Source organism: bacterium (assembly GCA_037143175.1).
Taxonomy (GTDB): Bacteria; Verrucomicrobiota; Kiritimatiellia; order CAIKKV01; family CAITUY01; genus JAABPW01.
This window is the reverse complement of sequence record JBAWZF010000004.1, coordinates 14,441-39,520: the sequence shown is the minus strand read 5'-3', so window position 1 is coordinate 39,520 and position 25,080 is coordinate 14,441. Positions and strand designations below refer to the sequence as shown.

At 51.1% G+C, this 25,080-nt stretch carries 24 protein-coding genes and 1 tRNA gene; 7 read left to right on the top strand and 18 right to left on the bottom strand.

All coding sequences use genetic code 11. The features are described 5' to 3' along the window. The first annotated feature begins 28 nt into the window (after positions 1-28). The 4 genes from gspD to WCI03_02685 all read left to right on the top strand — a co-directional run bounded on the left by gspD (position 29) and on the right by WCI03_02685 (position 7,636). A complete protein-coding gene (gene gspD, locus WCI03_02700; GenBank protein MEI8138757.1) occupies positions 29-2,407 on the top strand; it encodes a type II secretion system secretin GspD in 2,379 nt (792 codons plus the stop codon). A 14-nt stretch (positions 2,408-2,421) separates the two neighbouring features. Next, the gene (locus tag WCI03_02695; protein MEI8138756.1) at positions 2,422-3,048 is read left to right on the top strand and encodes a hypothetical protein; all 627 of its coding nucleotides are present in this window, start codon (positions 2,422-2,424) and stop codon (positions 3,046-3,048) included. A gap of 65 nt (positions 3,049-3,113) precedes the next feature. Then, on the top strand, positions 3,114-4,133 hold the full coding sequence (gene gmd, locus WCI03_02690) for a GDP-mannose 4,6-dehydratase (protein ID MEI8138755.1): 1,020 nt from the start codon (positions 3,114-3,116) through the stop codon (positions 4,131-4,133). 101 nt (positions 4,134-4,234) lie between these two features. Beyond that, the gene (locus WCI03_02685) at positions 4,235-7,636 is read left to right on the top strand and encodes a protein kinase (GenBank protein MEI8138754.1); all 3,402 of its coding nucleotides are present in this window, start codon (positions 4,235-4,237) and stop codon (positions 7,634-7,636) included. Positions 7,637-7,652: 16 nt separating this feature from the next. On the opposite strand, the gene nfo is transcribed toward WCI03_02685, so the two are convergent. Next, on the bottom strand, positions 7,653-8,495 hold the full coding sequence (gene nfo / locus WCI03_02680; GenBank protein ID MEI8138753.1) for a deoxyribonuclease IV: 843 nt from the start codon (positions 8,493-8,495) through the stop codon (positions 7,653-7,655). A 296-nt stretch (positions 8,496-8,791) separates the two neighbouring features. On the opposite strand from nfo, the gene WCI03_02675 reads away from it, so the two are divergent. After that, positions 8,792-9,058, top strand: a complete 267-nt coding sequence (locus WCI03_02675; GenBank protein ID MEI8138752.1) for an AbrB/MazE/SpoVT family DNA-binding domain-containing protein — start codon at positions 8,792-8,794, stop codon at positions 9,056-9,058. Beyond that, the gene (locus tag WCI03_02670; protein MEI8138751.1) at positions 9,046-9,489 is read left to right on the top strand and encodes a type II toxin-antitoxin system VapC family toxin; all 444 of its coding nucleotides are present in this window, start codon (positions 9,046-9,048) and stop codon (positions 9,487-9,489) included. Before WCI03_02675 ends, WCI03_02670 begins: the two co-directional genes overlap by 13 nt. 134 nt (positions 9,490-9,623) lie before the next feature. Here the strand turns inward: WCI03_02670 and WCI03_02665 are convergent, their stop codons facing one another. Then, positions 9,624-10,730, bottom strand: a complete 1,107-nt coding sequence (locus tag WCI03_02665; GenBank protein MEI8138750.1) for a helix-turn-helix domain-containing protein — start codon at positions 10,728-10,730, stop codon at positions 9,624-9,626. Positions 10,731-10,899: 169 nt separating this feature from the next. Next, positions 10,900-11,037 (bottom strand): hypothetical protein, encoded by a 138-nt coding sequence (locus WCI03_02660; protein ID MEI8138749.1) that lies wholly within the window; start codon positions 11,035-11,037, stop codon positions 10,900-10,902. A 467-nt stretch (positions 11,038-11,504) separates the two neighbouring features. Here WCI03_02660 and WCI03_02655 point away from each other — a divergent pair, with 467 nt between their 5' ends. Then, positions 11,505-13,040, top strand: a complete 1,536-nt coding sequence (locus WCI03_02655) for a YifB family Mg chelatase-like AAA ATPase (protein MEI8138748.1) — start codon at positions 11,505-11,507, stop codon at positions 13,038-13,040. Positions 13,041-13,045: 5 nt separating this feature from the next. Here WCI03_02655 and trxA read toward each other — a convergent pair whose 3' ends face one another. The 15 genes from trxA to WCI03_02580 all read right to left on the bottom strand — a co-directional run bounded on the left by trxA (position 13,046) and on the right by WCI03_02580 (position 25,077). Then, positions 13,046-13,375 carry a thioredoxin gene (gene trxA, locus WCI03_02650; protein MEI8138747.1) on the bottom strand — a complete coding sequence of 110 codons (330 nt, stop codon included), beginning with the start codon at positions 13,373-13,375 and terminating at the stop codon, positions 13,046-13,048. Between the two features lie 38 nt (positions 13,376-13,413). Beyond that, positions 13,414-14,262 (bottom strand): hypothetical protein, encoded by an 849-nt coding sequence (locus WCI03_02645; GenBank protein ID MEI8138746.1) that lies wholly within the window; start codon positions 14,260-14,262, stop codon positions 13,414-13,416. 76 nt (positions 14,263-14,338) lie between these two features. Further along, entirely contained in the window at positions 14,339-14,902 is a 564-nt protein-coding gene (frr, locus tag WCI03_02640) for a ribosome recycling factor (protein MEI8138745.1), read from the bottom strand. Positions 14,903-14,910: 8 nt separating this feature from the next. After that, on the bottom strand, positions 14,911-15,645 hold the full coding sequence (gene pyrH, locus WCI03_02635; protein ID MEI8138744.1) for a UMP kinase: 735 nt from the start codon (positions 15,643-15,645) through the stop codon (positions 14,911-14,913). Positions 15,646-15,741: 96 nt separating this feature from the next. Beyond that, positions 15,742-15,816 (bottom strand) — tRNA-Glu (locus WCI03_02630). A 106-nt stretch (positions 15,817-15,922) separates the two neighbouring features. After that, positions 15,923-16,324 carry a YraN family protein gene (locus tag WCI03_02625; protein MEI8138743.1) on the bottom strand — a complete coding sequence of 134 codons (402 nt, stop codon included), beginning with the start codon at positions 16,322-16,324 and terminating at the stop codon, positions 15,923-15,925. After that, a complete protein-coding gene (locus WCI03_02620) occupies positions 16,324-16,986 on the bottom strand; it encodes a ribonuclease HII (protein MEI8138742.1) in 663 nt (220 codons plus the stop codon). Before WCI03_02620 ends, WCI03_02625 begins: the two co-directional genes overlap by 1 nt. Positions 16,987-16,994: 8 nt before the next feature. Further along, positions 16,995-17,357 (bottom strand): 50S ribosomal protein L19, encoded by a 363-nt coding sequence (rplS, locus tag WCI03_02615; GenBank protein MEI8138741.1) that lies wholly within the window; start codon positions 17,355-17,357, stop codon positions 16,995-16,997. Next, positions 17,354-18,052, bottom strand: coding sequence for a tRNA (guanosine(37)-N1)-methyltransferase TrmD (gene trmD, locus WCI03_02610; protein ID MEI8138740.1), 699 nt, complete (start codon positions 18,050-18,052; stop codon positions 17,354-17,356). Before trmD ends, rplS begins: the two co-directional genes overlap by 4 nt. After that, entirely contained in the window at positions 18,049-18,306 is a 258-nt protein-coding gene (rpsP, locus tag WCI03_02605) for a 30S ribosomal protein S16 (protein MEI8138739.1), read from the bottom strand. Before rpsP ends, trmD begins: the two co-directional genes overlap by 4 nt. A gap of 83 nt (positions 18,307-18,389) precedes the next feature. Beyond that, positions 18,390-19,721 carry a signal recognition particle protein gene (ffh, locus tag WCI03_02600; protein ID MEI8138738.1) on the bottom strand — a complete coding sequence of 444 codons (1,332 nt, stop codon included), beginning with the start codon at positions 19,719-19,721 and terminating at the stop codon, positions 18,390-18,392. 36 nt (positions 19,722-19,757) lie between these two features. Continuing rightward, entirely contained in the window at positions 19,758-22,241 is a 2,484-nt protein-coding gene (locus WCI03_02595) for an ATP-dependent Clp protease ATP-binding subunit (GenBank protein ID MEI8138737.1), read from the bottom strand. Between the two features lie 36 nt (positions 22,242-22,277). Further along, complete coding sequence (locus tag WCI03_02590) at positions 22,278-23,333, bottom strand: protein arginine kinase (protein MEI8138736.1); 1,056 nt, start codon at positions 23,331-23,333, stop codon at positions 22,278-22,280. Beyond that, the gene (locus tag WCI03_02585; protein ID MEI8138735.1) at positions 23,320-23,811 is read right to left on the bottom strand and encodes a UvrB/UvrC motif-containing protein; all 492 of its coding nucleotides are present in this window, start codon (positions 23,809-23,811) and stop codon (positions 23,320-23,322) included. Before WCI03_02585 ends, WCI03_02590 begins: the two co-directional genes overlap by 14 nt. Before the next feature lie 9 nt (positions 23,812-23,820). After that, positions 23,821-25,077, bottom strand: coding sequence for an IMP cyclohydrolase (locus tag WCI03_02580; protein MEI8138734.1), 1,257 nt, complete (start codon positions 25,075-25,077; stop codon positions 23,821-23,823). Positions 25,078-25,080 lie beyond the last annotated feature (3 nt).

Below are 25,080 nucleotides of genomic sequence, written 5' to 3'. Positions count from 1 at the left end.
CTATAAAATGACGTCTTTCCAGTGCACAATGAGAAGTCTTTTCGGGATACTGGCGCTGGCCGGATCCCTCTTCCAGCTATACCCCGCCCAGGCGCAGGGATTCCCCCCTACCGTTCGTCCAGCTTCGCCTCCAGCCATTACACGCGCCCCTGCTGAAACCAAAGCAGATACCAATCGGACAGTTGAGCTAAAGTTTAATCAGGCACCTCTGGACTCGATCCTGCAATACTATTGCTCAGAATTGACCGACCGCACCCTGCTGCAGGCCCCTAACGTCAACGCCATCATCACCCTGCGCAGTCAAACCCCCCTGACTGTTCCCGAGGCGATTCAAGCCATCAAGGCCGTTTTGGCCATGAATAACATCGCTTTGATCAATCAAGGCGATAAGTTCGTTAAGGCTGTCCCCATCACTGCAGCCCCTCAAGAGGGACTTCAAATCCAGACCAATCAAGCCGACCAGGTGATTCATCCTGAAACCGATGAACTCGTCAGTGAAGTCGTTCCCCTGAAGTTTATTGACCCGGCTGAAGCACAAAAGGCCATTGCCGGCCTCATCCATGCCTATGGAAAAATCCTTCCTTTGGAACGAATTAACAGCCTTCTGATCGCGGATACATCCGTTAATCTCAATCGCATCAAAGACATCCTGGCCCGTATTGATCAGCCGCTGGACATCAAAGAGTCCATACACATCCTGCAAATGCGCAACTCCAAACCTTCGGATATCAAAACAAAACTGGAAGAAATCATTGCGGACCAGAAAGATAAGGAAAAGCAGCCTACCGTCCGTCGTTTAAACACCTCAGGCGCGCCCGGAGTTGACACCACCCCCGTGACCATTCCCGGCGTGATCCGAGCCCGCAACATGATTCCCACCGGAACCCCGAAAACTACTGACGCCACAGAGGGAAGTGACTCAAGCGACGACCGGATGATCAGGGGCAATGTTAAAGTCATCGCCGATGACCGGACAGGCTCCCTGATTATTATTACCCGCGAGGAAAATATGAAATTTTTCGAGCAGGTTGTGTCCGCGCTGGATGTGGGAACCGCCCCGGACGTGACCATCGAGGTCATACGCCTTGAGTATGCTGATGCCGAGGAAGTAGCGTCCATGCTGAACGCCTTGATCGGGGCAGCCGCTAGCACAACCTCAAAATCTTCCACTCCGAAAAAGACAAGTGCCACCAGCAGTACGGCGGCTCGCACCGATGGCACCCCCGGCTCAACAACGACAGCCGCCGCCCGCGAAGAGCCTCGCAGTTATCAGCTACAGGAATTTATTGACCAGCAGCGGCAACTAGCCAGTGCCAAAGGCCCCGAGGGCAAGACCAAGGTCGGTCAACTTTCGGCAGAAAATATCAAAATTCTCGCCGATACACGGATCAACGGCTTGATTCTCATGGCCAGCAAAGCCGATATGGCGGCACTGAAAGACATTCTGAAGGGGATGGATGTCATGCTCTCGCAGGTGCTGATCGAAGCCGTTATCATGCAAGTATCATTGGACAAGAATCTGGAACGCGGCGTGGACTGGGTTCAACGCTCCATGATTGCCTATAATGGTCGCAATGGCGGGCGGAATGCAGAATTCGGATTTGCTGGCGCTGGCGGTGGCGGGAAAGGCACTCCCATAAACGCCACAACCATCAACTCATCGGCAGGTATTGGAGGCGCTGGCGGACTTACTTACTATTTCACCCAGTTCGGACTCAATCTTGACGCGGTGATCAAAATGTCGCAAAGCGATAATCGCTCAAAAATCATCGCCTCACCCATCATCCTCACCACCGATAACAAGGAAGCTAAAATTGAAGTTTCTGATGAAGATTATTTTTACAAAGGCGTCAGTTACGTCGGGTCTTACGGGGCAACCTCACAACAATCCGTCCCCAATGTTGAAGCCAGGAAAGTCGGGTTAAGCTTGGTAGTCACCCCCCGTATCAACGCCAAAAAGTTCGTTGTGATGGAAATCGCCCAAAAGATCGAGGATATTTCTAGTTATAAAACCATCGTCGACAGCAGTGGTAAAAATGATTGGCCGATAGTCTCCTCACGCGAAATGACCGCCTCAGTCTCTGTCCGAAATGGTGAAACAATTATTCTCGGAGGACTGGTTAAAAATCATAATACTGAGAACAAGAACGGCATACCCTTCCTCAACAAACTTCCTTTCATCGGTTTTCTTTTTGGTGCAGCCAGTGATACCGGTAAACGCTCCGAGATTGTGGTATTCATCACCCCTTATGTTCTCGACTCGCCGGAAGAAATTGAAACTGAGTCAGCCCGCCGTAAGGCAGCTTTAAGTGCTGACTCCGCGGGAATGTGGGAAAAGGGCTGGTCAGACAGCAATCTGGCAGACCCGCCGAAAAACAGCAGGGGCTGGAAAAGTCTTTTGAAATAACGAAAGGATTCCTGATGAAAGTTATTTATGTGTTCACCATAACGCTGTTCGCCTGTTTGGGGACAGGGTGCAGTTCTCTGAAAGTTATTGAAGGCAATGTCTCTCCCCCTAAATGGGTCGCTGACACCTCTCTTGCGGCAAACTGCGATCCTACCAACTTTATCTATGCAAGTGGTATATCCACTTATACCCTCGTCCTGGAAGAAGGCATCAATGATGCACGTCATGACGCTATTCGTAAACTTGCAGAACGGGCCGGGGTGACGGCAGACGATGTCTACCGTACAAGTCGCAGTGACAAGTACAGTTCGACACAAACCGGCATGCCAAATGTGCCTCAGGTTATTGACAATTCACATAAAGCCGTTCAAACAACAGGCAAAGTTGAATCAAAAACCACGCTCACTCCTCAAGCCACACATACTACACAAATCCGACTTCACGACGTTGATCAGGCCCTGATCTGTTACACGGTCTGGCAGTATGGTCCAAGCCTCTGGGCTCGAACCTGGTACGGTGACACGGCTTTACGCTTTTATGATGTCTATGTGATCATGCGTTGCCCTAAAGCTGAATTCGAGGCCGCTCTCAAAAAGGAGCGGATCAATGACAGCTATGAGGTTACGCCTATAAAACCTTAATTTGCGCTTTTCTTATACCCGATTTCCCTTTATTGTTGGCGAACTTTGCGAACAAGGGAATGTATATGAGTAATGTCAAAAAAGCGTTAATTACGGGTATCACAGGGCAGGATGGCTCCTATCTGGCAGAATTACTTTTGCAGAAGGGATACGAGGTCACCGGCATTGTCCGTCGGTCCAGTTCGATCAGTCGAACACGTATTGACCATCTCCTCGACAGAAATCTCAAACTACACCTTGAATACGGGGATCTTGCGGATAGCTCCTCGCTCCGTCATGTCATGACCAAGGTTCAGCCTGACGAGGTTTATAACCTTGCGGCCCAATCCCACGTCCGAATTTCTTTCGATCAACCGGAATATACAGCGGACGTCACAGGACTGGGCGTGTTGAGGGTTTTGGAGGCGATTCGCGACTACAACAACGCTACAGGCTCAAAAGTCCGATTCTATCAGGCTTCCTCTTCTGAAATGTTTGGGGCCGCTAAGCCGCCCCAAAGTGAAGCCACTCCGTTCCACCCGCGTAGTCCCTATGCCGTGGCAAAAGTGGCTGGTTTCTGGCAAACGGTCAACTATCGGGAATCGTATGACATGCACGCCAGCAATGGCATTTTGTTCAACCACGAGAGCGAGCGACGCGGCGAGAACTTCGTTACCCGCAAGATCACCCGGGCGGCAGGCCGGATCAAGGTTGGACTGCAAAAAAATCTGGCACTCGGGAATCTGGATGCCAAGCGCGACTGGGGCCATGCCCGCGATTACGTGGAGGCCATGTGGTTGATGCTGCAGCAAGAAAGACCAGACGATTACGTTGTTGCAACAGGCGAATCCTATAGCGTCAGGGCATTTCTGAACGAGGTCTTTGGCCACCTTAACCTCAACTGGCAGGACTTTGTTAAAATTGACCCCCGCTTCTACCGCCCGGCTGAAGTGGATTATTTGCTGGGTGATCCGGGTAAGGCCATGAAAACACTCGGGTGGAAACCAAAAATTACCTTTAAAGAACTGGCCCGACTCATGACTGAATTCGACCTTGAACTAGCACAGCGTGAGGCCCACGCCGCTTCCTTCAACGGAAAAGTGTGATAATCAGACTACTCCATGGCCTCACTTCTGGCGATGGAAACAGAATTACGCCGAGAGCCGATCCCTAACGGGACCGGCTCTTCTTACAAAAGGAAGCATCCATGCGTTTACATTACATGTGCAGTAACTGCGGGGCGGAGATGGACGTCTCAGACCGCGAAATCCAGAATTTGGAACAGACGGGCCTGTTCCAGAAGCGGCTTCAGTGCTCTATTTGTAATGTTTTCATTGCCATTCCCGATGCCAGGTTGACGAACCGGTCTGAAATTTCAGGCTATCGTATCTCGTCACGGGTAGAAGTCGATGGCCCCCGTGAAATCTACGCAGCTGAACATATCCAGACCCATCGAAAAATGGAATTGCAGATACTCCATGCCCCCTTTGCCGAAAGCGGTGAACCCTCCGCCCTTTTCCTGAATGACATGAACCGGTACATGAAGATCAGGCATCCGAACCTGATCAGTATTCTGGATGCTGGCCGAACCAGTGAAGGAATATATTTCGTCGCATGGCAACGAATCAAAAACAAATCCCTGGAATACCGGATGTGGGAAGGCGGGGCACTGGAGCTCAAGCCTGCTCTACATTTAGCCACTCTTATCGGACAGGTTCTGGAATGGCTTTGGACTCAACATGGATTAATTTACGGGCACCTTTCACCCCGCCGCATCTGGATTGCACCAGACAAAACCGTGCAGTTATTCAACACGATTCTATCCCCACTCGTAAAAGATCAGCCCCCCTCCTTCCCCTTGGATACGTTAATGGCAGGCATGCCAGGGTTCTTGAGCCCCGAGATACTGAACGGCTCCACTCATCTGGATTGCCGCAGTGACATGTACGCCCTAGGTGCGACCCTCTACAACATGCTGACAGGTACCGCACCATTCTGCGGACTGAATCCTCAACAAATCCAAGAGGCCCAAGCCAGCTCTTCACTACCCGATCCCCGTACCTTAAGACCTGATCTTCCCACAGCCGTCGTGGAATTTTTAAAATCAACATTAGCCCACGATCCCTCAGATCGCCCCCAGGACTGGTCTACTTTCCTAAGCCAGCTCGCCAGCCTTCAAAAAGATCAGCCTATTCCCCAGCCTGTCCACATGGCGAGCCATTCGGTGCTCATCCAACTGGAGCCGTCCCTGATTCCGCCCATTTCGAAGAAAATTGTCATCCAGAGAGCAAGCCGGAACCCGATCAGGACCAAGACTCCGACAACCGCACCAGCAGCGAATCCCTCACGGGCCTTCTTCGGAATATTAGCCGTCGGCCTCATCACCGTCATCGCATTTCTCACCTGGCTGGCCACACGCGTTCCACCGCCCTCCCCCCCGGCCAAGTTAGTGTTCCGTACCACCACGAATTCATCTTTGTCATCCACGACAATCACCCTGCCACCCCAACAACCTCACCTCAAACCCTCCAACACGGTTTCAAAGATCCTCCAACCCACTAATTCCTTTGATGCGCTTTATCGGTCTACCCAGGAGTACCTGAAAAACAACCCTATGGATTACGATGGCCTGCTGGCGCAATACGATGCCCTGCTGATCATGACTGAGACAACGAAACCCCATTGGCACGCCCGGATTCTGGATGAACGACGCGGGATCGAAATGACAAAATCCTTCGCCTTGGATCGCGCCCTTGAGGAAATCCAACAAAAGACCGAAGAATTTGATAAAAATGCAAACTACGCCGCCGGCATTTCCTGGTTAACCAGCTATCAGGGTGTCTTCTCGAATCAGACAAGCGCATTGAGGGACAGTCTTTGCAGCAACCTCGTTCTGCATGCGCATGTAAACGCTAACACCTCCAGGGCCAAACAACAAAAACAACAGGCAACACAGCACGATGAGCTGACGGCGAAACGCAAAAGCTTTCTTGAAGTGATTGCAAAAGCTGTTCTGGCTAATAATTTTGAACAAGCACGCAAAAACATTCAGAACTGGAATACCCCTTCCGATTTGGGCTGGTCTAAAACGCAACAGGATGACCTGCTCTCTCAATTAGGGCTTATCAGCAAACTTTCAGAGAAAATCATGGAGCGCTACCACGCCATGATCGGTACGACTGTAAAAATTGAACTCATCAACGGCTTAATCAGCGGCAAGTTGATCGCGGTTGAAAATCAAGTGCTTACGATCCAATCCCTCTCCGCCGATGGCGAAATCATTACCCTTCCGGTCTCCATCGATAAAATTCGCCCTCAAGATGTCTTTCTCCGGCTTGCCAGTCTGAATCCTTTAGAACGAGGCCTGCTTCAAGGCTTCTTTGCCTGCCAGCACAACGATGACAAACTGGCTTTAGCCAGTTTCACAGGCATGACCAACAGTCTCCTGGTAACGGCGCTTATAGCCCATATTGAGGAGACCATAAGCCAGACCCGCGAGGCGGAGGCACAAAAAGCACTCAATGCCGTATTGACCCTGGCAGGCATCAACCCCGATAAGAAGGATGCGTCAACTCCGATTGCGTTACAGATTGACCAGACTTCCTTCCCCGATTTTCAATGCCTCAAAATCAAGGAGGCCTCACAACGTTTTACCGAGCTGTACGGCCGCAGCTCTACAGCGCAAAATGCAGCCCCCATTCTGACTGCCTTGAACGACGTTTCCCCCATCGTTCGTAAAATCGACCTGGTGACCTTGGAAAACATGATGAATACCCTGAAGGCTTGGAAATCAGGGGAGACCCACCTGCTGTTTTCTTATCGGATCGACGGAGCGCTTGCCTGTCTCGATTTGTCGGAAAACAGAATTCTCCCTGACCTATCGCCCTTAAAGATTCTTCCTTTTAAAGAACTTTCATTCCGAAAATGCGGAATGACTAAATTGCCCTCACTGGAAGGCTTCCGCATCAATCGTCTGGACTTGAGTGACAGTGCTATCGTCAACTTAACGGGACTCAAGGGGGCTTCCATTGACACGCTCATACTCTCAGGCACTCAAGTGGCGAGTCTTCATGTTCTGAAATCAGTACCCGTCCGTGTCTTCCATGCCGAAAATTGTGAGAATCTGTCGGACCTATCCGGCCTGGCGACGACAAATCTTACCAATATCGTCCTGACAGGCTCCGCCGTCTCGGACCTGTCTCCTTTGGAAAATGCCCCCCTGATCAGCGCCGACTTTTCAAATTGCACATTAATTAACGATCTGAAGCCCCTCAGTCGGTGTCCCCTCACAGAGTTGAACATTGCGGGATGCCATCGCATATCAATGATTTATGCCTTGAAGGGACTTCCTTTACGAAAGCTCAATATCAGCGGCACAAAAGTCAGTGATCTTGGACCGCTGACAGAAATGCCATTAGAGACATTGATTCTCGCGAACGCCCGAAACATTACGGATCTTACGCCGCTGGCCAATAATAAATCACTGCAAAGCCTGACGCTCCCCACTGATTCGGTAAACGTGACCTGCCTGCGCCAACACAAAACACTTGAAGCCATCGGCTTCCCTGCTCCGATTAGGGCTGCCCTGTTTTGGCAAAAACAGGAATAACAGACCTGCGCCCCCCCTAACCCGCCATTTCCTTCAACAAGTGGAGCTCTTTTCCCCAGAGCTCTTCGTTCGGCGTCTCGAGCACCAGCGGCATGTTCTCGAACCGCTTGTCCCGCATGATGCATTTGAATACGTCAATTCCCAGAAGCCCGGCTCCCAGTGATTCATGCCGGTCCACATGCGAGTTGAACGCCACCTTGGAGTCGTTCAGATGCATGCCACGCAGGTAGTGCATACCCACCGTTTTCGTGAAGTGATCCATGGTTTCAAGAAATCCGTTACGCGTACGAATGTCATACCCTGCCGCAAAGGCGTGCATGGTATCAAGGCAGACGCCCACACGGGACTTATCCTCTACCCCATCAATGATCGACCGGATCTCCTCGAACGTTGAGCCTAAATTACCGCCACTGCCAGCCGTGTTTTCAATCACAACCGTCACGCCAGCCGTTTCAGACAAGGCCGCATTGATGGATTTCGCCACGCGTTCACAGGCCGCTTTTGGCGTAATCAGGCGCAGGTGGCTGCCCGGATGAAGATTCAACTTGTCCAAACCGAGCGCCATGCAGCGCCGCAACTCGTCCAGCAATGCGGCCATTGACTTCTCATGCGCCGCCGCATCCGGATTTGCCAAATTGATAAGGTACCCCGCATGAGGCATGACCTGGGCCGCCGTATACCCATCAACCTTCATTTGGGTTTTAAATGCGGCCAGGTTCGCCGCCGTATAAGGCGCCGCCGTCCACTGGCGCTGATTCTTGACAAACATCCCAAAACCGGTGGCCCCCAACACCTTGGCGTTAATCGGTGCATTCTCCACCCCTCCCCCAATCGACACATGTGGTCCGACGTAATACATGAATCCTCCTTCAAACTCACGCTGCATTCAAGACTGCGCCTACTCCCAGCAAGCTTCCGCCTTGCCACGAGGCCAAGTATCTTGCCGAACGCTGTATAATGCGGCTCTCGTTTCTAGATCATATCCAACAAAACATTCAAGTCAATCAGGGAATAACCGAGGCCACCCTGTACATAAGTCATTGATAATCAACGCATTTTGTTATAATTGAATAGTAATCGATATTATCTGACTCCATCTGGGAGTGAGAGTGCATATTATTGACATATTAAATGCCATTTGTCATTATAGATGGCATGAAAGCTAAATTGAATATTGATAAAGCTGGGCGGGTCATTCTGCCTCAAGCGGTTCGCCGCCAATTTCATCTGGTTGCGGGGGATCACCTTGATCTGCAAATATTGCCCGATGGAATATTCTTGAAAGTCCATGATCGCCAGGCACATCTGGTAGAAAATAATGGGCTTCTGGTTCATGAGGGAGAGCCAACCGGAGATCTCAACCAAGCCGTCGAACTGAGCCGGTCAAACCGTGATGCAGAAGTGCTGGGATGGCGGAAATGACGGTCTTTTGCGACACATCCGTTTTGGTTGCCGCTTGCATCCATAAGCATCCTCATTATGAGCGGGCACGCCCGATCTTGGAGTCTATAGCCAGCGGAGAAATAGTCGGCTTTGTTTCAACTCATAGTTTGGCGGAGGCGTTTTCTGCTTTGACTTCAGTCCCGATCACTCCGCGGATCCTGCCGTCCGAAGCTAGAGATATTATCGCCACGAATATCAGGAAGCACTTCCAACTGGTGGCCGTCACGGCTGAAATGTATCAACGGGCAGTTGAAGTCTGTGTCGGATGCGGGCTCGGAGGCGGTAAGGTTTACGACGCCTTATTGTTTGAGTGTGCCCGCCTGTCCCAAGCGGATCGGATCTACACTTTCAATCTCCAGGATTTCCGCCGGCTAGCCCCGGATCTTGTGACCCGTATTTCCGCACCGTGACGGTTAGCGCCGACCAGAAGGCCAATTCGTATGCACACGCACATTGGTATTATGCTAAAGCTTTATTTAAAAGCTTTAGCACGCGGATATCGATTGCATCTATTGCCTATCCAAGCCCCTCCATAAGGCAAAAATCATGATGGTGCTGCGCTTGCAATAGAGGAATTTTGATCGTCTGGCATTTCAGTTTCATTCTCATGAGCAGCCTCAGCCGCGACAGGAACTGAATCCGAAACCGGTTCCGGCGTCACATTATCTGGCATCGTTGGCACGGGTTCTGGAGGTGGAACCGGTGTCGGCTCAATGAGAACTGGCTCAGGCACGACTACCGGTTTCGGGGTGATAACAGGAATCGGCGCCACTTCGGGCACCACGGGAATAGTCTCTAACACCGGCGGCTCTGGCATCACGATGTCCGGCACCGGCTGCATCATCACTTCCGGCATCGGCACGGGTTCAGGGGGCGGGGGCGGGACCGGCACCGACTCAATGACAACCCGCTCAGGCACGACCACCTGCGCTTCGGCGGTGACTAGGATCGGCACCGCCTTCGCCACCATGGAAATTGGCGCTGTCACCGGCTTCGGCGTGACCACGCCAGATGCTGGCGGTGTCAATACGATAGGTTTTTGGGCGGGCACCGGGGAAGGAGTCGGCGTTGGGGATGTAACGGCCGGCACCCCACTCACGTCGACGCCTGTTATCTTCGCCAGCAACGACTTGGCCCCACCTTTCCAAAGGACAATCACCGGCACTCTTCCCGCCACGGCTTCCACCACGGCGGTGTAAATAGTCGTACAGCACAACACTCCCACCGCACCTTCGGCTAGAAACTGGAGCACCTGTTCACTCGCGCCCCGAGGCTCGGACGAAACTTTCATAATCTCCACCCGGTAATCGGCCGCTACGAACACTGATACCTGGTCTGGAAGTAGCGCGAAGGACTCCACCGGACTGGCGGCGGAGAAGATGAGGCCAATCTTACGATTATCCGAAACCTTGTCATCCATTTGAAGTTTTACATCAGAAATGCCGCGAAGCGGCTTGCCTCTCCCAAGTGCAATATCCCGAGCCAACTGATGCGGTTGATACCCCATCTGGCTAGCGAGATTCCGGATACGAGCTTGCGTGTCGACACTGATCCGAACCCTGTCCCCTTTCCCGTTAAGGACAAGCGAGACAGTTGAATCGGCCACTCCGGCCGCCTTTGCTATGTCAGAAATCAAAATGCCACTACTCATGCTAAAGCTTATTACAATAGCTTTAGCACAAAGTACAGCGGCACGTTTCGCGACGATTGAGAATTACAGCAACCGTCGGTAATACCGCTAGAATTGTTCCCTAATTTCAGAAACTGGCGGGATGCGGGCAGATTGGATTACGCTCCGGATTTGCTCAGTGGTGAGACGGTCAGGCGCAATAGCTGAGGCCGGTCCAACTCTTGGAGCATGCAAACGCGCCCGGCCCGGGTTTACCACCCAGCATCACGGAACCGGTCTCAAACACCACCATCATATAGCGTTCAGGCTTACCGGTCGCCTCTGCCATCTCCTTTGGATGTATCTCCGATGCCTGTCATCCTGTCTCAACCCTTTTCTTCGGGATTTAGAATGAATAAGGACAGATAAATTGTTCCACTAATAGCAACAATTACGCCGCATCTTTACCACTGTCGAGCCATAAGTAAAAAAATGCGCAAAAAAACTTCTCTTGATCATTTATAATTTGTTATCAAGAGTTCAACTGTTGTCCTCGCCTTCGAAACGAGATTGATTTCCCTCCTGCAAGACATCTCTGTGAATTGATAACCTGTAAATAATTTGCGCATGAAATCCGTGTTACTGTTGCTAAGTGCCCAATGTACTCCCATATCATCTAATTCGTGACAGAAAGCTAACTCGAAGTCACCGGATCGGATATCAATTTTCTTCAAAGCGAGAGTAATGAACTAATGTCTGGCATCCCTCGCGACATTTCTATACTGTGACTATATTCATAGTTAATTAAGGAATATCATGCTAGCCAAGGTGTATAGTGGAGCGGTTTACGGGGTCGACGCCTATCCCGTTGAAATTGAGGTCAATGCCGGGCATGGAGATCCTAGCATCATCATCGTAGGCCTGCCTGACGCCGCCGTAAAAGAGAGCAAAGACCGGGTCCATACCGCCATCAGCAACTCAGGCTTCCGACCCCATATCGGGCGAACCACCATCAATCTCGCTCCAGCCGATGTCAAAAAAGAGGGTCCTTGCTTTGATCTTCCCATCGCGATAGGCATTTTAGCCACCCAGGATCATCTCCCGCCAGAAAAGCTCATTGAATTTGCGATGATTGGAGAGTTGGCGTTAAGCGGCGAGGTCAGGCGCGTCAAGGGTGTCCTTCCCATCGCCTTGGCCATGCGTAAGGCAGGACGGCGCGGTCTTCTCGTACCTGTCGATAACGCAGAGGAGGCCGCGGTGGTAAAAGGCCTGGAGGTCTATCCGGTCCAGAATCTACGGGAGGCCGCTGATTTTCTGGCAGGGAAAACGCCGATCACCCCCTATCATGTGGATCTGGATCAAACCTTTGCCGTCCCCATGGACTATGAGGATGACTTCATTGACGTCAAAGGCCAGGAAACCGCCAAAAGAGCTGCCGAAATCGCGGCCACTGGCGGCCATAACCTCCTTTTAATTGGATCGCCGGGCACAGGGAAGTCCATGATAGCAAAGCGGATAGCCTCAATCCTCCCGCCCATGACGATTGAAGAAGCCCTTGAAACCACGAAAATCCACAGTATTGCCGGTGTGCTATCCTCGCATCAGGCACTCATTGTAAGGCGACCGTTCCGCGCCCCGCATCACACAATATCCGATGCAGGTCTTCTGGGTGGCGGAACCCATCCTATGCCGGGCGAAGTAAGTCTGGCACATCGCGGGGTATTATTTCTGGATGAACTTCCGGAATTCCATCGCAATGTACTGGAGGTAATGCGGCAACCTTTGGAGGATGGCCATGTCACCATATCCCGCGCGGCTGCCACAGTGACATTCCCCTGTCATTTCATGTTGGTCGCGGCAATGAATCCATGCTCGTGTGGCTACTACGGTGATGCAAAACGCGAATGTCGTTGTAAGCCAAATCAAATCCAGAACTATCGGAATAAAATATCAGGCCCCCTTCTGGATCGCATCGACCTGCATGTTGAAGTTCCCACAATTCGATATCAGGATCTTTCAGGCATTACTCCGGGTGACAGCTCATCAGCCATCCGCGCCCGGGTTATTGCTGCACGACAAATCCAGCGGGATCGCTTCAAATCACTTCGCCGGATCCATAATAACGCGGGGATGAAGTCCAAGGAAATTCAGCGTTTCTGCCCACTTTCAACCGAGGCCCAGGACGTCTTGAAAATGGCCATCAATGAACTAAATTTCAGCGCCCGGGCTTATGATCGAATTATAAAAGTGGCACGAACCATTGCAGATCTTGATAATCAAGAACACATCCAGCCGCATCAGATGTCAGAAGCGATTCAGTATCGCACACTGGATCGTCAACTGTGGGTGTAATGAACTTACAGGAAAGCAGCCAGCTTGTCCTGAAGCTGCAGCTTGCTCATGGCACCCATCATTTGTCCCTTTACTTGCCCTTCTTTGAAAACGAGCAGTGTAGGGATGGAGCGAATTGCAAATTGTGTCGCCAAGTCACGATTCTCGTCGACATTAACCTTTGCAATCTTAATTTTCCCGGCCATTTCCGTTGAAAGTTCATCGAGCATAGGGGCAATCATTTTGCAGGGACCGCACCATTCTGCCCAAAAATCCACGACCACGGGAATCTTAGACTCCAGGACTTCTGTTTTCCAGTTCGCACCCGTAATATAAACAACTTGTGAGTTAGCCATGAATCATTACTCCTACATACAGAAAAATTAATAAACAATCACCCGCCCACAGACCAACCAAGGGAGGGATAAGCCTGCGCCATCAGCACATACATCATCACACACAACGTCACCACTGCCGCCGCAGCAATGAGTACAAACGACCAGTGGGGCTTGGCAACCTGCACTGACGAAGAAACGGCAACTTCTTCTTCATTCCGAGCGATACTAACCGGACGAGGCGAGGCTTTTACTTCCGTCCCGCCGCCATCCGCACGCCTGATTTTTATTGTTTTCTTCTGGGTTTGCTGCCCTTCCGCAGCAACTGCCTCCGGCGGTATATCCACCCGCGCCGTCTGACTTTTTGCATCTGGTGCCGCCACAACTACAGGCTCAATGACCTGAGGCTGGGACTGAGACACTGAAGCAGGAATTGAAATCGACGGCCGCTTAATACGAATCGTTTTCGGCGTGGCCTCTCCTCCAGCTGACGCGGCCTCCAATTGCGGCAACACTGATTCCAGGGAGATGCGGGAAGTCTTGCGCTTGGCATCATCGGAAATCAGCATTCCGGTTAGCGCCTTGCCGACTGAGGGGAAAGGAGTCGCAGAGACCTGCCCCGACATCGCCGGAGCTAAACGAATGGTCTTGGATGCGAGCCCAGCACCTACTACGGACACAGTGGCTCCAGGCTCAGCCGTCACTTGATCCAGGGCAATGCGTGCTGTCTTTTTCTTGTTAAAAGACACGGGAGACTGACTTACATCAGTTTGCTTCTCTAAAACTGAAGGCGGAGTCGCTATGGCCGCCCCGGGTGCAATCGTCCCAGCAACATCGCTTTGCCCCTGATTTTTGATTATCACTCGAGGGGGAATGGGGCCCGTACCAGATTTTATCTCTTCGCTCATAGGCTCTCTCTCTTTTTGCAAAAAGTATTCTTAACCTCCAGGGGAGTCAAAACAAAAAAAGGCTGATGACAGCCGACTAAACCGCCATGACTTCTTTTTCTTTTGCAGCAAAAGTATTATCCACCTTCATAATGTGGGAATCCGTCTCTTTTTGAATCTGAGCCAACCCCTGATCCCGCTCATCTTCCGTAATCTTACCGTCCTTCTGAAGGGCCTTGATCTGTTCATTGGAATCACGGCGAATGTTCCGTATCGCCACACGGCCTTCTTCGGCCATTCGTTTGGCAACCTTCACCAACTCCTTGCGCCGTTCTTCGCTGAGTTCGGGAATGATAATGCGAATTACTCGACCATCATTTTTCGGAGTTACTCCCAAATTCGCTGCCAAGATCGCTTTTTCAATGGCAGGGAGCGCCGTGGGATCATAAGAGTTGATCACAATCATGCGTGCTTCCGGGGTGGAGATCCCGCCGATTTCACGGAGCCGCGTCATGGCCCCATAGTAAGGCACCATGACATTTTCGACTAAACTTGGAGAAGCCTTGCCAGTCCGCAAACCAGAAAATTCCTGATGTAAAAAGGCCAGACATTTCGTCATCTTATCATCAGCTTCTAATAAGACATCATCCAGTGATTCCATAACTTCTCCTACTCTGTAACAAGGGTTCCGATCGACTCCCCAGCGACTACTTTCCCAAGATTTCCGGGCTTAAAGAAATCAAACACAATAATGGGAATATCATTTTCCATGCAAAGCGAAAACGCAGCCGCATCCATCACCTTCAACTGCTTGGCAATAGCCTCCTGGTAACTGATGCGGGAATATCGCTTAGCCTTCGGATTTTTGACGGGATCTGCGCTATAGATACCATCGACCTTAGTTGCTTTCAGTAAGGCGTCTACATCCAATTCGCTTGCACGCAAGGCGGCGGCCGTATCTGTGCTGAAATAGGGGTTTCCGGTTCCGCCACCAAAAATCACCACACGGCCCTTGGAGAGATGTCGCAAGGCACGGCGCCGAATGAATGGTTCTGCCACCTGCCTCATTTCGATAGCGGTCTGAACGCGGGTATCCACCCCCTCTTTTTCAAGGGCATCCTGAAGGGCAAGCGCGTTGATAACAGTGGCCAACATTCCCATGTAATCCCCGGTATTGCGGTCGATTCCACGCGTCTCACCAACTTGTCCACGGAAAATATTTCCCCCACCCACGACGATTGCAATTTCGACCCCGGTACGACGCACCGCCTTGATTTGCCTGGCAAAACCCACCAGAACTTCCGGATCAATACTGAGTCCACTTTTCTTACTTTGAAGTACTTCTCCGCTAAGTTTTAGAAGCACACGTTTGAACTTACTTTTCAGGGGTTTTAAACCTGCCATTTTGACCCTCACTATTCAGTTTGCAGTATTTATTCAGTAATCGTTGTGACGATACGTGAAATAGGAATGACTGTAAAGAATGAACCCGTTGGAGATTGGCGCGCCCACGGGGAGTCGAACCCCGCTTACCAGGATGAAAACCTGGTGTCCTAACCGATAGACGATGGGCGCTTCAGCGATATGAGGGGCGCAATATATCAAACTTAAACAAGAGCGCAACCACAAAGGCAGAAATAATTATCACTTCGAGCCACGTTGTCATTGGACAACATTTCCATCACCAAGGCAGAACATAACAGCGATCCAAAGTGAAGGCGGACTCGATATGACGGATCACAGGCTTGGAACAATCTTCCTTGCCCACCACCTCAACCACATCAAATCTGAAATTAACCGGCTGCTTTAATCTCTGCAAATAGCGAACTGCGGCACGAGAAAGATGATGACGCTTATTACGATCCACAGCCGAAGCAGGTCGGCCAAACAATTCCGTCCTCCGTGTTTTGACCTCAATAAACACAAGTACGTTTCCCCGCCGTGCAATTAAATCAAATTCATCCCGGGCTGATACACGGAATCTGCGGCCAATAATTTTATACCCTTTTTCCTCAAGGAAGATGGCCGCCTGATTTTCACCCCAAAGCCCAGTCTTGAGATGGAATGGCATGGAAAAGGTCATTACACATCATCCCGAGGGAAATTGCCACCCGTCCCATGCAAGCGCAACATTTCTTGAACTGGCCGAAAAGACCGCCTATGAGCTGGACATGGACCATAATCCAGAAGCGCCTTTATATGCACCCGGGTACCATACCCTTTGTGCCGGGCAAATGCGTATTGGGGATATTGCTGATCCAGTTCCACCATCATCCTGTCACGCGTAACTTTGGCAATAATGCTGGCAGCGGCAATACTCAAGGAACGCCCGTCACCTTGAATAATAGATAGGGACGGACAAGAAAGCCCGGGGACGGGCAACCCATCAACCAGTACGAAATCAGGAAGGGGGGACAGGGCACCAAGCGCGCGGGCCATCGCGAGATGAGTTGCACGCAGAATATTCAGGGAGTCAATCTCGAAAACTGAGGCAATTCCTACACCGAAAGCGCAGGGACACGTCCCCGTTAATTCAGCATAAAGACGATCACGTTCACGCGGAGTCAGGCGCTTTGAATCATTTACTGATTTGAGCCGACCATACTGTTCGGCCTCGAGAAAAAGCCTTTCAAAAATAATCGCGGCAGCAACCACGGGGCCCGCCAAGGGGCCCCGACCGGCCTCATCCACACCCGCTAGCCGACAAATTCCACGCCCCCATGCCTGACGTTCAAATTGGAGCAATGGAATCCTTAGCCGTCTGCTTTATTCTTCTCGCGCAACTTCGCGCTCTTACCACTGCGATCACGCAGATAGTACAATTTGGCACGGCGGCTCTGACCGGAACTCTCGACAACCAGACTGGCCAAGTTCGGTGAATGAACAGGAAAAATCCTTTCCACGCCAACACCGTGAGAAATTCGACGCACTGTGAAAGTTTCCGTAGCGGCATGCCCATCCCGTGCGATGACGGTACCCGTGTATGCCTGAATGCGCTCTTTAGCGCCTTCGCGAATTTTAACCTGCAGTTTAACAGTGTCACCAATTGAAAACGGCGGCATCGCATCCTTCCGCAGGTTTTCCTTGTGAATCATGGCCAATGCTTTTGCAATCATAGTTCCCTCACCTTCAACAAGTCTGGTCTTTTATCCCTCGTCCGACGCTCTGCCTGATCCCTGCGCCACCGACCAATTTCTTCATGGTCTCCGGAGACAAGGACTTCGGGGACATCCAATCCCCTGAACATACGCGGTCTCGTGTATTGCGGATACTCCAATAGCCCATCCGTGAAAGATTCCTCACACGTCGTTTCGCTATTTCCGAGCACCCCTGGCACCAATCTCACCACAGCGTCTATAACCACCGCTGCCGGCAGAACCCCGTTCGTTAGAACGTAATCCCCTATCGAAATTTCATCAGTTGCCAAATGGGTTCTCACCCGCTCATCAACACCTTCGTAATGTCCGCATATAAAAATCAAATGCTGTTCACGCGCCAGTTGTACAGCCTTAGCCTGCTCATATCGTACGCCCTGCGGCGTCATCAAAATCACACGCGCTTCGGGGGTCCGCACTGACTCCACGGCCTTAAATAACGGTTCAGGCTTCATAACCATTCCCGGGCCCCCTCCAAACGGACGATCATCCGTAGTTTGGTGCCGATCCGCAGCAAATTTCCTCAAATCCACCGTATTAAAGACAACAGCCCCTTTCAGAGCTGCCCGCTTAAGGATACTCTCTTCCAGAAAGCCATTAAGCATTCCCGGAAAGATGGTAATAACATCGATCCTTAACGGCGAGAATTCACTCATGCCTTGGGGGCGGATGCTGCGCGATGCTTCTTAATCAAGCTTTTTACGGTATCACTAACCAAGGCCCCTTTACTGACCCAGTGATCAATTCGCTCCATCTTCAAATTGAAGTTAATCCCTTTTTTCTTGGGATCATACCAGCCAATCACTTCAAGGTTCTTTCCATCACGCGGGGATCTGCTGTCGGCGGCTACCACGCGATAACAAATATCCTTGTTCGCACCCGTACGGGTCATTCTAATTTTTACTGACATTCAATGCCTCCCTAAAAAAACACTCACAAACCCATAACGGGTTCACCGCCAAGACTCAAAAAGCGGCGCACTATTACACATTCTCACCGATGGCGCAACCTCTTTTGCATCGATCCCATCCGTTTTGTCATTTCGCGGGCCTGATCAAACCGCTTTAATAACTCATTAACGTCTTGAACTTGCGTCCCACTTCCCACAGCCACACGCCGTTTACGGCTTGCGTTCAAAAGCTCCGGCCGGCGTCGCTCCTGAATGGTCATACTCCGAATAATCGCCTCGGCACGAGTTGTAAAGTGTGTGAAATCCTGTCCCCCACCCGCTTCCCGCAGTTTGGCTTTCATGGCGCCACCCATGGGCATCATATCCAGAAGACTCTCAACCGATCCCATCTTGCGAAGTTGAGCAATTTGCCCCAGAAAATCCTCCAAATCAAGTCGATTTTTCCTGACCTTTTTCTCCATTTCCACCATCTGGGAAAAATCCACAGATTCCTGGGCCTTTTCCACCAGGCTGAGAATATCCCCCATCCCCAGAATACGAGACGCCATCCGCTCGGGATAAAAGGGCTCTAACTCCCCAACACGCTCCCCAACGCCAGTATAGAGAATGGGACAGCCTGTAACGCTCTGGATCGAAAGCGCGGCGCCACCGCGGGCATCCCCGTCAAGTTTTGTCAGAATCAACCCCTTGAGATCAAGAGCCTTGTGAAACACTTCAGCAACGTGGACTGATTCCTGCCCAATGGCGGCATCAACTACCAGTACCGTATTGCGACACTTGACAATCTCACGCAAATCCTTGAGTTCCTGCACCAGTTCATCATCAATCTGAAATCGGCCGCCAGTATCAAACAAAACAACATCCCGGCCACTCGCTTCGGCTTTATCCAAAGCACGACGCCCCAACGCTGGCACCGTTTCGCCGGGCTCAGGCGCCAACATGTCCACACCGACCTGCTGGGCTAAAACCCGCAGCTGGTCTACCGCCGCTGGCCTCCGGATGTCCGCCCCCACCAGAAGCACATTTTTGCCATCCTTTTTCCACAACGCCGCCAGTTTGGCGGAGGTGGTTGTTTTTCCAGATCCGTGCAATCCGACCAGCATCACCGGTGCCGGCAATGGATTCAGCTCCAGACGACGATTTTTCGCCCCGCCCAGCAGCGTAACGAGCTCATCATGTACACGTTTGATGACCTGTTGCCCGGGAGTAATACTGTGCAGGACTTCTTCCCCGATACATTTTTCACTCACGCGTGAAACAAAATCACGAGCCACTTCGAAATTCACATCGGCCTCCAACAAGGCCATACGCACTTCTCTCATGGCATCGCGAATATTCGGCTCTGATAGCCGACCATACCCCCTCAGTTTTTTAAAAACTGACTCTAATGAAGTTGTGAGTGACTCGAACAAAATCTTCTCCCCATGCTAGACAACAACACAGATCGGACGTTAGGCTTTTACCTTCTTACCGGTAACCGCACTGAAGACCAATCCACCGTCTCCTGTTCGCACAGAGACCTTCTCGGCCCCCACAAAGTCACCCCGCAAAATATCTTCAGCCAGGGGATCTTCCAGGTATCGCTGTACGGCTCGCCGTAAAGGACGGGCGCCCATGGCGTGATCAAAGCCTTTCTGAAGCAAAAACTCCTGTGCCTCTGGGGTCAGCTCTAGATGAATACCTTTTCGATCAAGACGGTCGGTTACTTTCCGGATCTCCAGTTCCAAAATCCGGATCATTTCAGGCCTTTCAAATTGACGGAAAACCACAATTTCATCAATGCGGTTCAAAAATTCCGGCTTAAACACCCTTTTCACTTCTTCAAGCATGCGGGATTTCAGAGTCTCATAATTCATCACTGAACTTGCTTCAGTAAATCCAAGCCCTCCTTTACGAATGAAATCCGAGCCGAGATTAGTCGTCAAAATAATGACCGTATTTCTGAAATCAACCTGACGCCCGGCACTATCCGTCAAACGCCCCTCTTCCATAATCTGCAACAACATATGCATGACATCCGGATGGGCCTTCTCAATCTCATCAAACAGAATAACGGAATAAGGGCGACGCCTCACTTTTTCTGTTAGCTGGCCGCCTTCTTCATACCCCACATACCCTGGAGGCGACCCCACCAAACGGGACACCGTGAACTTCTCCATATATTCCGACATGTCTAATTGAATCAGCGCATCAGCCTCATCAAACATGAATTCGGCCAGCGTCTTGGCGAGGAGCGTCTTACCAACGCCGGTGGGCCCAAGAAACACAAACGATCCGATGGGACGGCGGGGATCTTTAAGATCAGCCCGAGACCGTCGCAATGCCTTGGAAATGGTTACGATGCCTTCTTTCTGACCAATGACCGTTTTTTCTAGTTCCACTTCCATATTCAGCAGCCGCGCCAATTCCTGTCCCTCCATCTTTTTCAGAGGTACGCCCGTCCACTTGGAGATCACGGCCATTACATCCTCATCGGTCACCTTGACCTTTTTCTTCTTAGCAGCCTCCTGCCATTTTTTGACGCTCGCCTCAAGTTCTTCCCGTTCGCGCCGTTCCTGATCCCGTAATCGCGCGGCATCCTCGAACTTCTGCCCCTTGATTGCCGCTTCTTTTTCTATACGGATCTTTTCAATAGCGGCTTCTTTCCGACGCAGTTCGGGAGACCGGGTCGTCGCGGCAATCCGAACCCTGGCCCCGGCTTCATCAATGGTATCGATCGCCTTATCAGGCAAGTGTCGTCCGGACAAATACCGGTCAGTCAAACGCGCCGCGGCATCAATGGCCTCATCGGTGATTTTAACATTATGATGCTCCTCATATTTATGCCGGATTCCCTTGAGGATTCGGATTGCGTCATCTACGCTGGGCTCGTTCACCATCACTGTTTGAAAACGTCGCTCCAGCGCGCCATCTTTTTCGATGTATTTACGATACTCATTCAACGTAGTAGCACCCACACACTGAAGTTCACCCCGCGCCAAGGCAGGCTTGATAATATTTGAGGCATCCAATGTCCCCTCCGCTGACCCCGCGCCAACGATGGTATGAATCTCATCAACAAACATAATCACATTGCCCGTTCGCTTGACTTCCTCCATCACGGCCTTGATGCGCTCTTCAAACTGCCCCCTGTATTTTGTCCCGGCAATCATCAAGGCTAAATCCAGGGCAATCACACGTTTGTTTCGAAGAATGTCCGGCACCAAACCAACAACAATCACTTGGGCCAATCCCTCCACAATAGCCGTTTTTCCGACTCCAGCCTCACCAAGCAGGACGGCATTATTCTTGGTCCGGCGACAAAGAATCTGAATACAACGTTCCAATTCGGACTCACGCCCGATCATGGGGTCTAATGCGCCTTTCCGGGCAAGCTCTGTAAGATCACGCCCGAAGGCGTTCAAAGCGGGAGTCTTAGGCTTATCACTCTGCTCCTGTTTAGGCTGCTTGGCACCTGGCTCAGGAGGCTCCTCGCCCTCCTCAGGCTCATAATTTGGATCCAGTTCCTTCATAACCTCAATGCGTGTGGTCTCAAGATCTACGTTCAACGCCCGAAGCACTTGTGAGGCAACACCTTCCCCCTCACGCAGAAGCCCCAATAGAATATGTTCGGTTCCAACATAAGTATGTTGCAGGGCGCGCGCCTCGGCATTTGCCAATTGCAACACTTTTTTGGCACGTGGCGTGAAGGGTACATTGCCGACAGTTTTGGTTTCAGGTCCCTGCCCTACCACTTTCTCAACTTCAAGCCGCAACGACTCCAGGGAGATTCCCATCCGCTCAAGCACCGTAACAGCAACCCCTTGACCTAACGCCACCAACCCAAGCAACAGATGTTCGGTGCCAACATAGGAGTGGTTATACCGATCCGCCTCAGTCCGGCTGATTTGGATCACTTGTTTGGCGCGCGGCGTGTAATTTCCTGCATTATCCATAAGTCCTGATTCCCACTAATATCGACAGGTCATCGCCTAAAACGACGCCTGCCGAACGGTCTCTCTCACTAGACGGGCACGAACATAATCCCTTTCATCTGGTGGGATGATGCGCCCTTCTGATTTTTGCAGATGTCCCGGCATTGAATATAAAACCAGCCGATTCACCTCCGCAACCTGTAACCCTTTAATCATATCAAACTCACAGCCAAAACGCAACGCGGACAACATATCCAATGCTTCGCGCGAGCTCAAAACACGGGCATGGCACAAAACCCCATAGGCGCGCCCAACAAAATCCTCTATATAGGCTCCGCGTTGCTCCTGGAGCCGAATCCGGGCGTTGGCCTCATGTTGAGCCACCTCGGCTACAATTCGCTCCAGACGGTCAATGATGACAGGTTCCGACTCTCCCAGCGTCATTTGATTTGAAATCTGGAACATGTTTCCAGATGCCTCGGTCCCCTCCCCTTGCAGTCCCCGAACCGCAAGCCCGATTTTCGTCAATCCCTTAACAATGGGATCGATTTCGTTAATCAACCTCAACCCCGGAACGTGCAACATGGCACTCACACGCAGTCCCGTGCCGACATTCGTAGGGCAAGCCGTCAGATATCCCAGTGACGATGAAAAAGCATAATGGATGTGTTGCGCGATCTGAGAGTCCAAATCATTAATTTCAGCCCACAACTCTTTCAACTGCAATCCAGGCCGTAACGCTTGCAGCCGCAAGTGATCCTCTTCATTTACCATCACACTCAAGCGCTCATCAGATCGGATCACCACGCCGCTACCTTGCGTTTTTTGCGCCAGATCATTACTGATCAAGTGACGCTCGCGTAAAAAATCGCGATCGACCGCGTTCAGAGACACCAAATTCACCGGCAGACAAGGCGAAAGACACTCAATGCCCTGCAGCATCCCCCAAACTTGCTCCAGAATCCGCACACACTCCTCGTCACCAGCCCACCCCGGAAACGCCAAGCCCTCGATGTTGCGAGCTAATCGAATCCGACTGCTTACAACAATTCCCGCAGGTCCTTCAGAAGCCAACCAGGCAACGGGCCTATGAATCAAATCATCCAGCAGCATTTCCCGCCTCCCGGATACGATCTCTTAAAAACGCGGCTTCCTCATATTTTTCATCACGAATGGCCCCCTCCAGCTTCCTTTGCAAATCCTCGCAAAGCGCACTCTTCTCAAGGGATTGTCTTAAATATTCAGGGATTTTACCAATATGCTTTATCCCCTTGTGCATGGCGGCAAGCATGGGCCCGAGTTCTTTCGCAAATGCTTCGTAGCAGTGCGGACAGCCCAAGCGGGCTGTCTTTTTAAAATCACACCCTCGCAAATGACAGTGGGGACAGCTCGAAGTTGACTGTTGGCCCTCTTCTTTAGTTTCAGATGCGCCCAAACCAAAAAGAATCTCGGGAATAGACATGACATTCTGCACGTTCATGCCACTTTCCTCTGCACACCCCTCGCAGAGATGCAGTTCCCGCGACTGGTTATTCACCAGTTGCGTAACATGAATGGTCGCATCGTTTTTTTGACAGCATTCGCAAAGCATACAAACCCCTTAGTGCTTGAAGCACCGCTGCCCCGTAAACACCATGGCGGCACCTGCCTCATTACAAGCTTCAATAACTTCAAAATCACGATCAGATCCACCCGGTTGAATTACAGCAACGATCCCTTCACGTAACCCCACCTCAACACCATCCCTAAACGGGAAAAAGGCATCAGAGACCATACAAGAACCCACCAAGCCACCTTTGGCTATAGCCGTTTCATCATCAATATCTTTGCGCTGGAGCTCATCGCCCAGGTTGTTATAAAGCATCCCATATCGCTCCAGGGATATGCGATCGGCATAATTACGATAGGCTTTATCTCTGGCATATTGAGCCATTCCGACCCGATCCTGACCACCAGCACCAATACTTACCGTCACGCCGTCTTTTACATAAAGCACCGAATTGCTGGTAACGCCGCACTCAATCAGCCAGCCGAACAAAAGATCGGAATACTCCTTCTCCGTAGGCAAACGGTTAATCTTGCATTCTTTACCTTTGTATAAGGCTAGAGCAGGCGACAAATCAGCTTTCACCTTCGTCTTTGGGACAAAAGAGGTTTGAACCACAAGCCCTCCATCCATGAGCGACTTCATATCAACGACAACGCTCCCCGCGAACTCTTGCAGTCGGGTCATGTTCCCGATTCGCATGACCCGTAAATTTTTCTTTTTAGCAAAAACATTCATCACGCCTTCCTCGAAATCAGGAGCAATAACCACTTCTGCGTAATTTTGGGTTATTAATTCCGCAGTTTCCTGATCAACCGCCCGATTCAGCGCAATAGCCCCACCAAAAGCAGCCACCCGATCCGCATTGTTAGCTTTTTGATAGGAGTCAGCCAAGGAAAAGGATCGGGCGGCACCACAAGGGTTGTTATGCTTGACGATGACCGCACAAGGCTCGTCCATCAAATAACGCAGGATATTTAATGCATTGTCTGCATCGGTAATATTCGTCTTACCAGGATGTTTACCAGATTGCAGAAGCTCCACATCCGAAGCCAGAGCTCGCCCTGCCTGCAAACAGGTGACGTCCCCCAGCCGCAAATTTCCCCCAACTAACTTATAAAGCGCCGCTTCCTGCCCGGGATTTTCGCCATATCGCAATCCTTTTCTCACACCCTCGATCTGCCACGCAGTTTTCTCGTAACTCAGTGTTTGTCGCCGGCCATCCTCTTCCATAAAGCTGATCTCCATACGGGGAGAAAAATGATCATCCATGATGGTTTTATAAGCCGATTTATAATCAGGAGTTGCCATGCA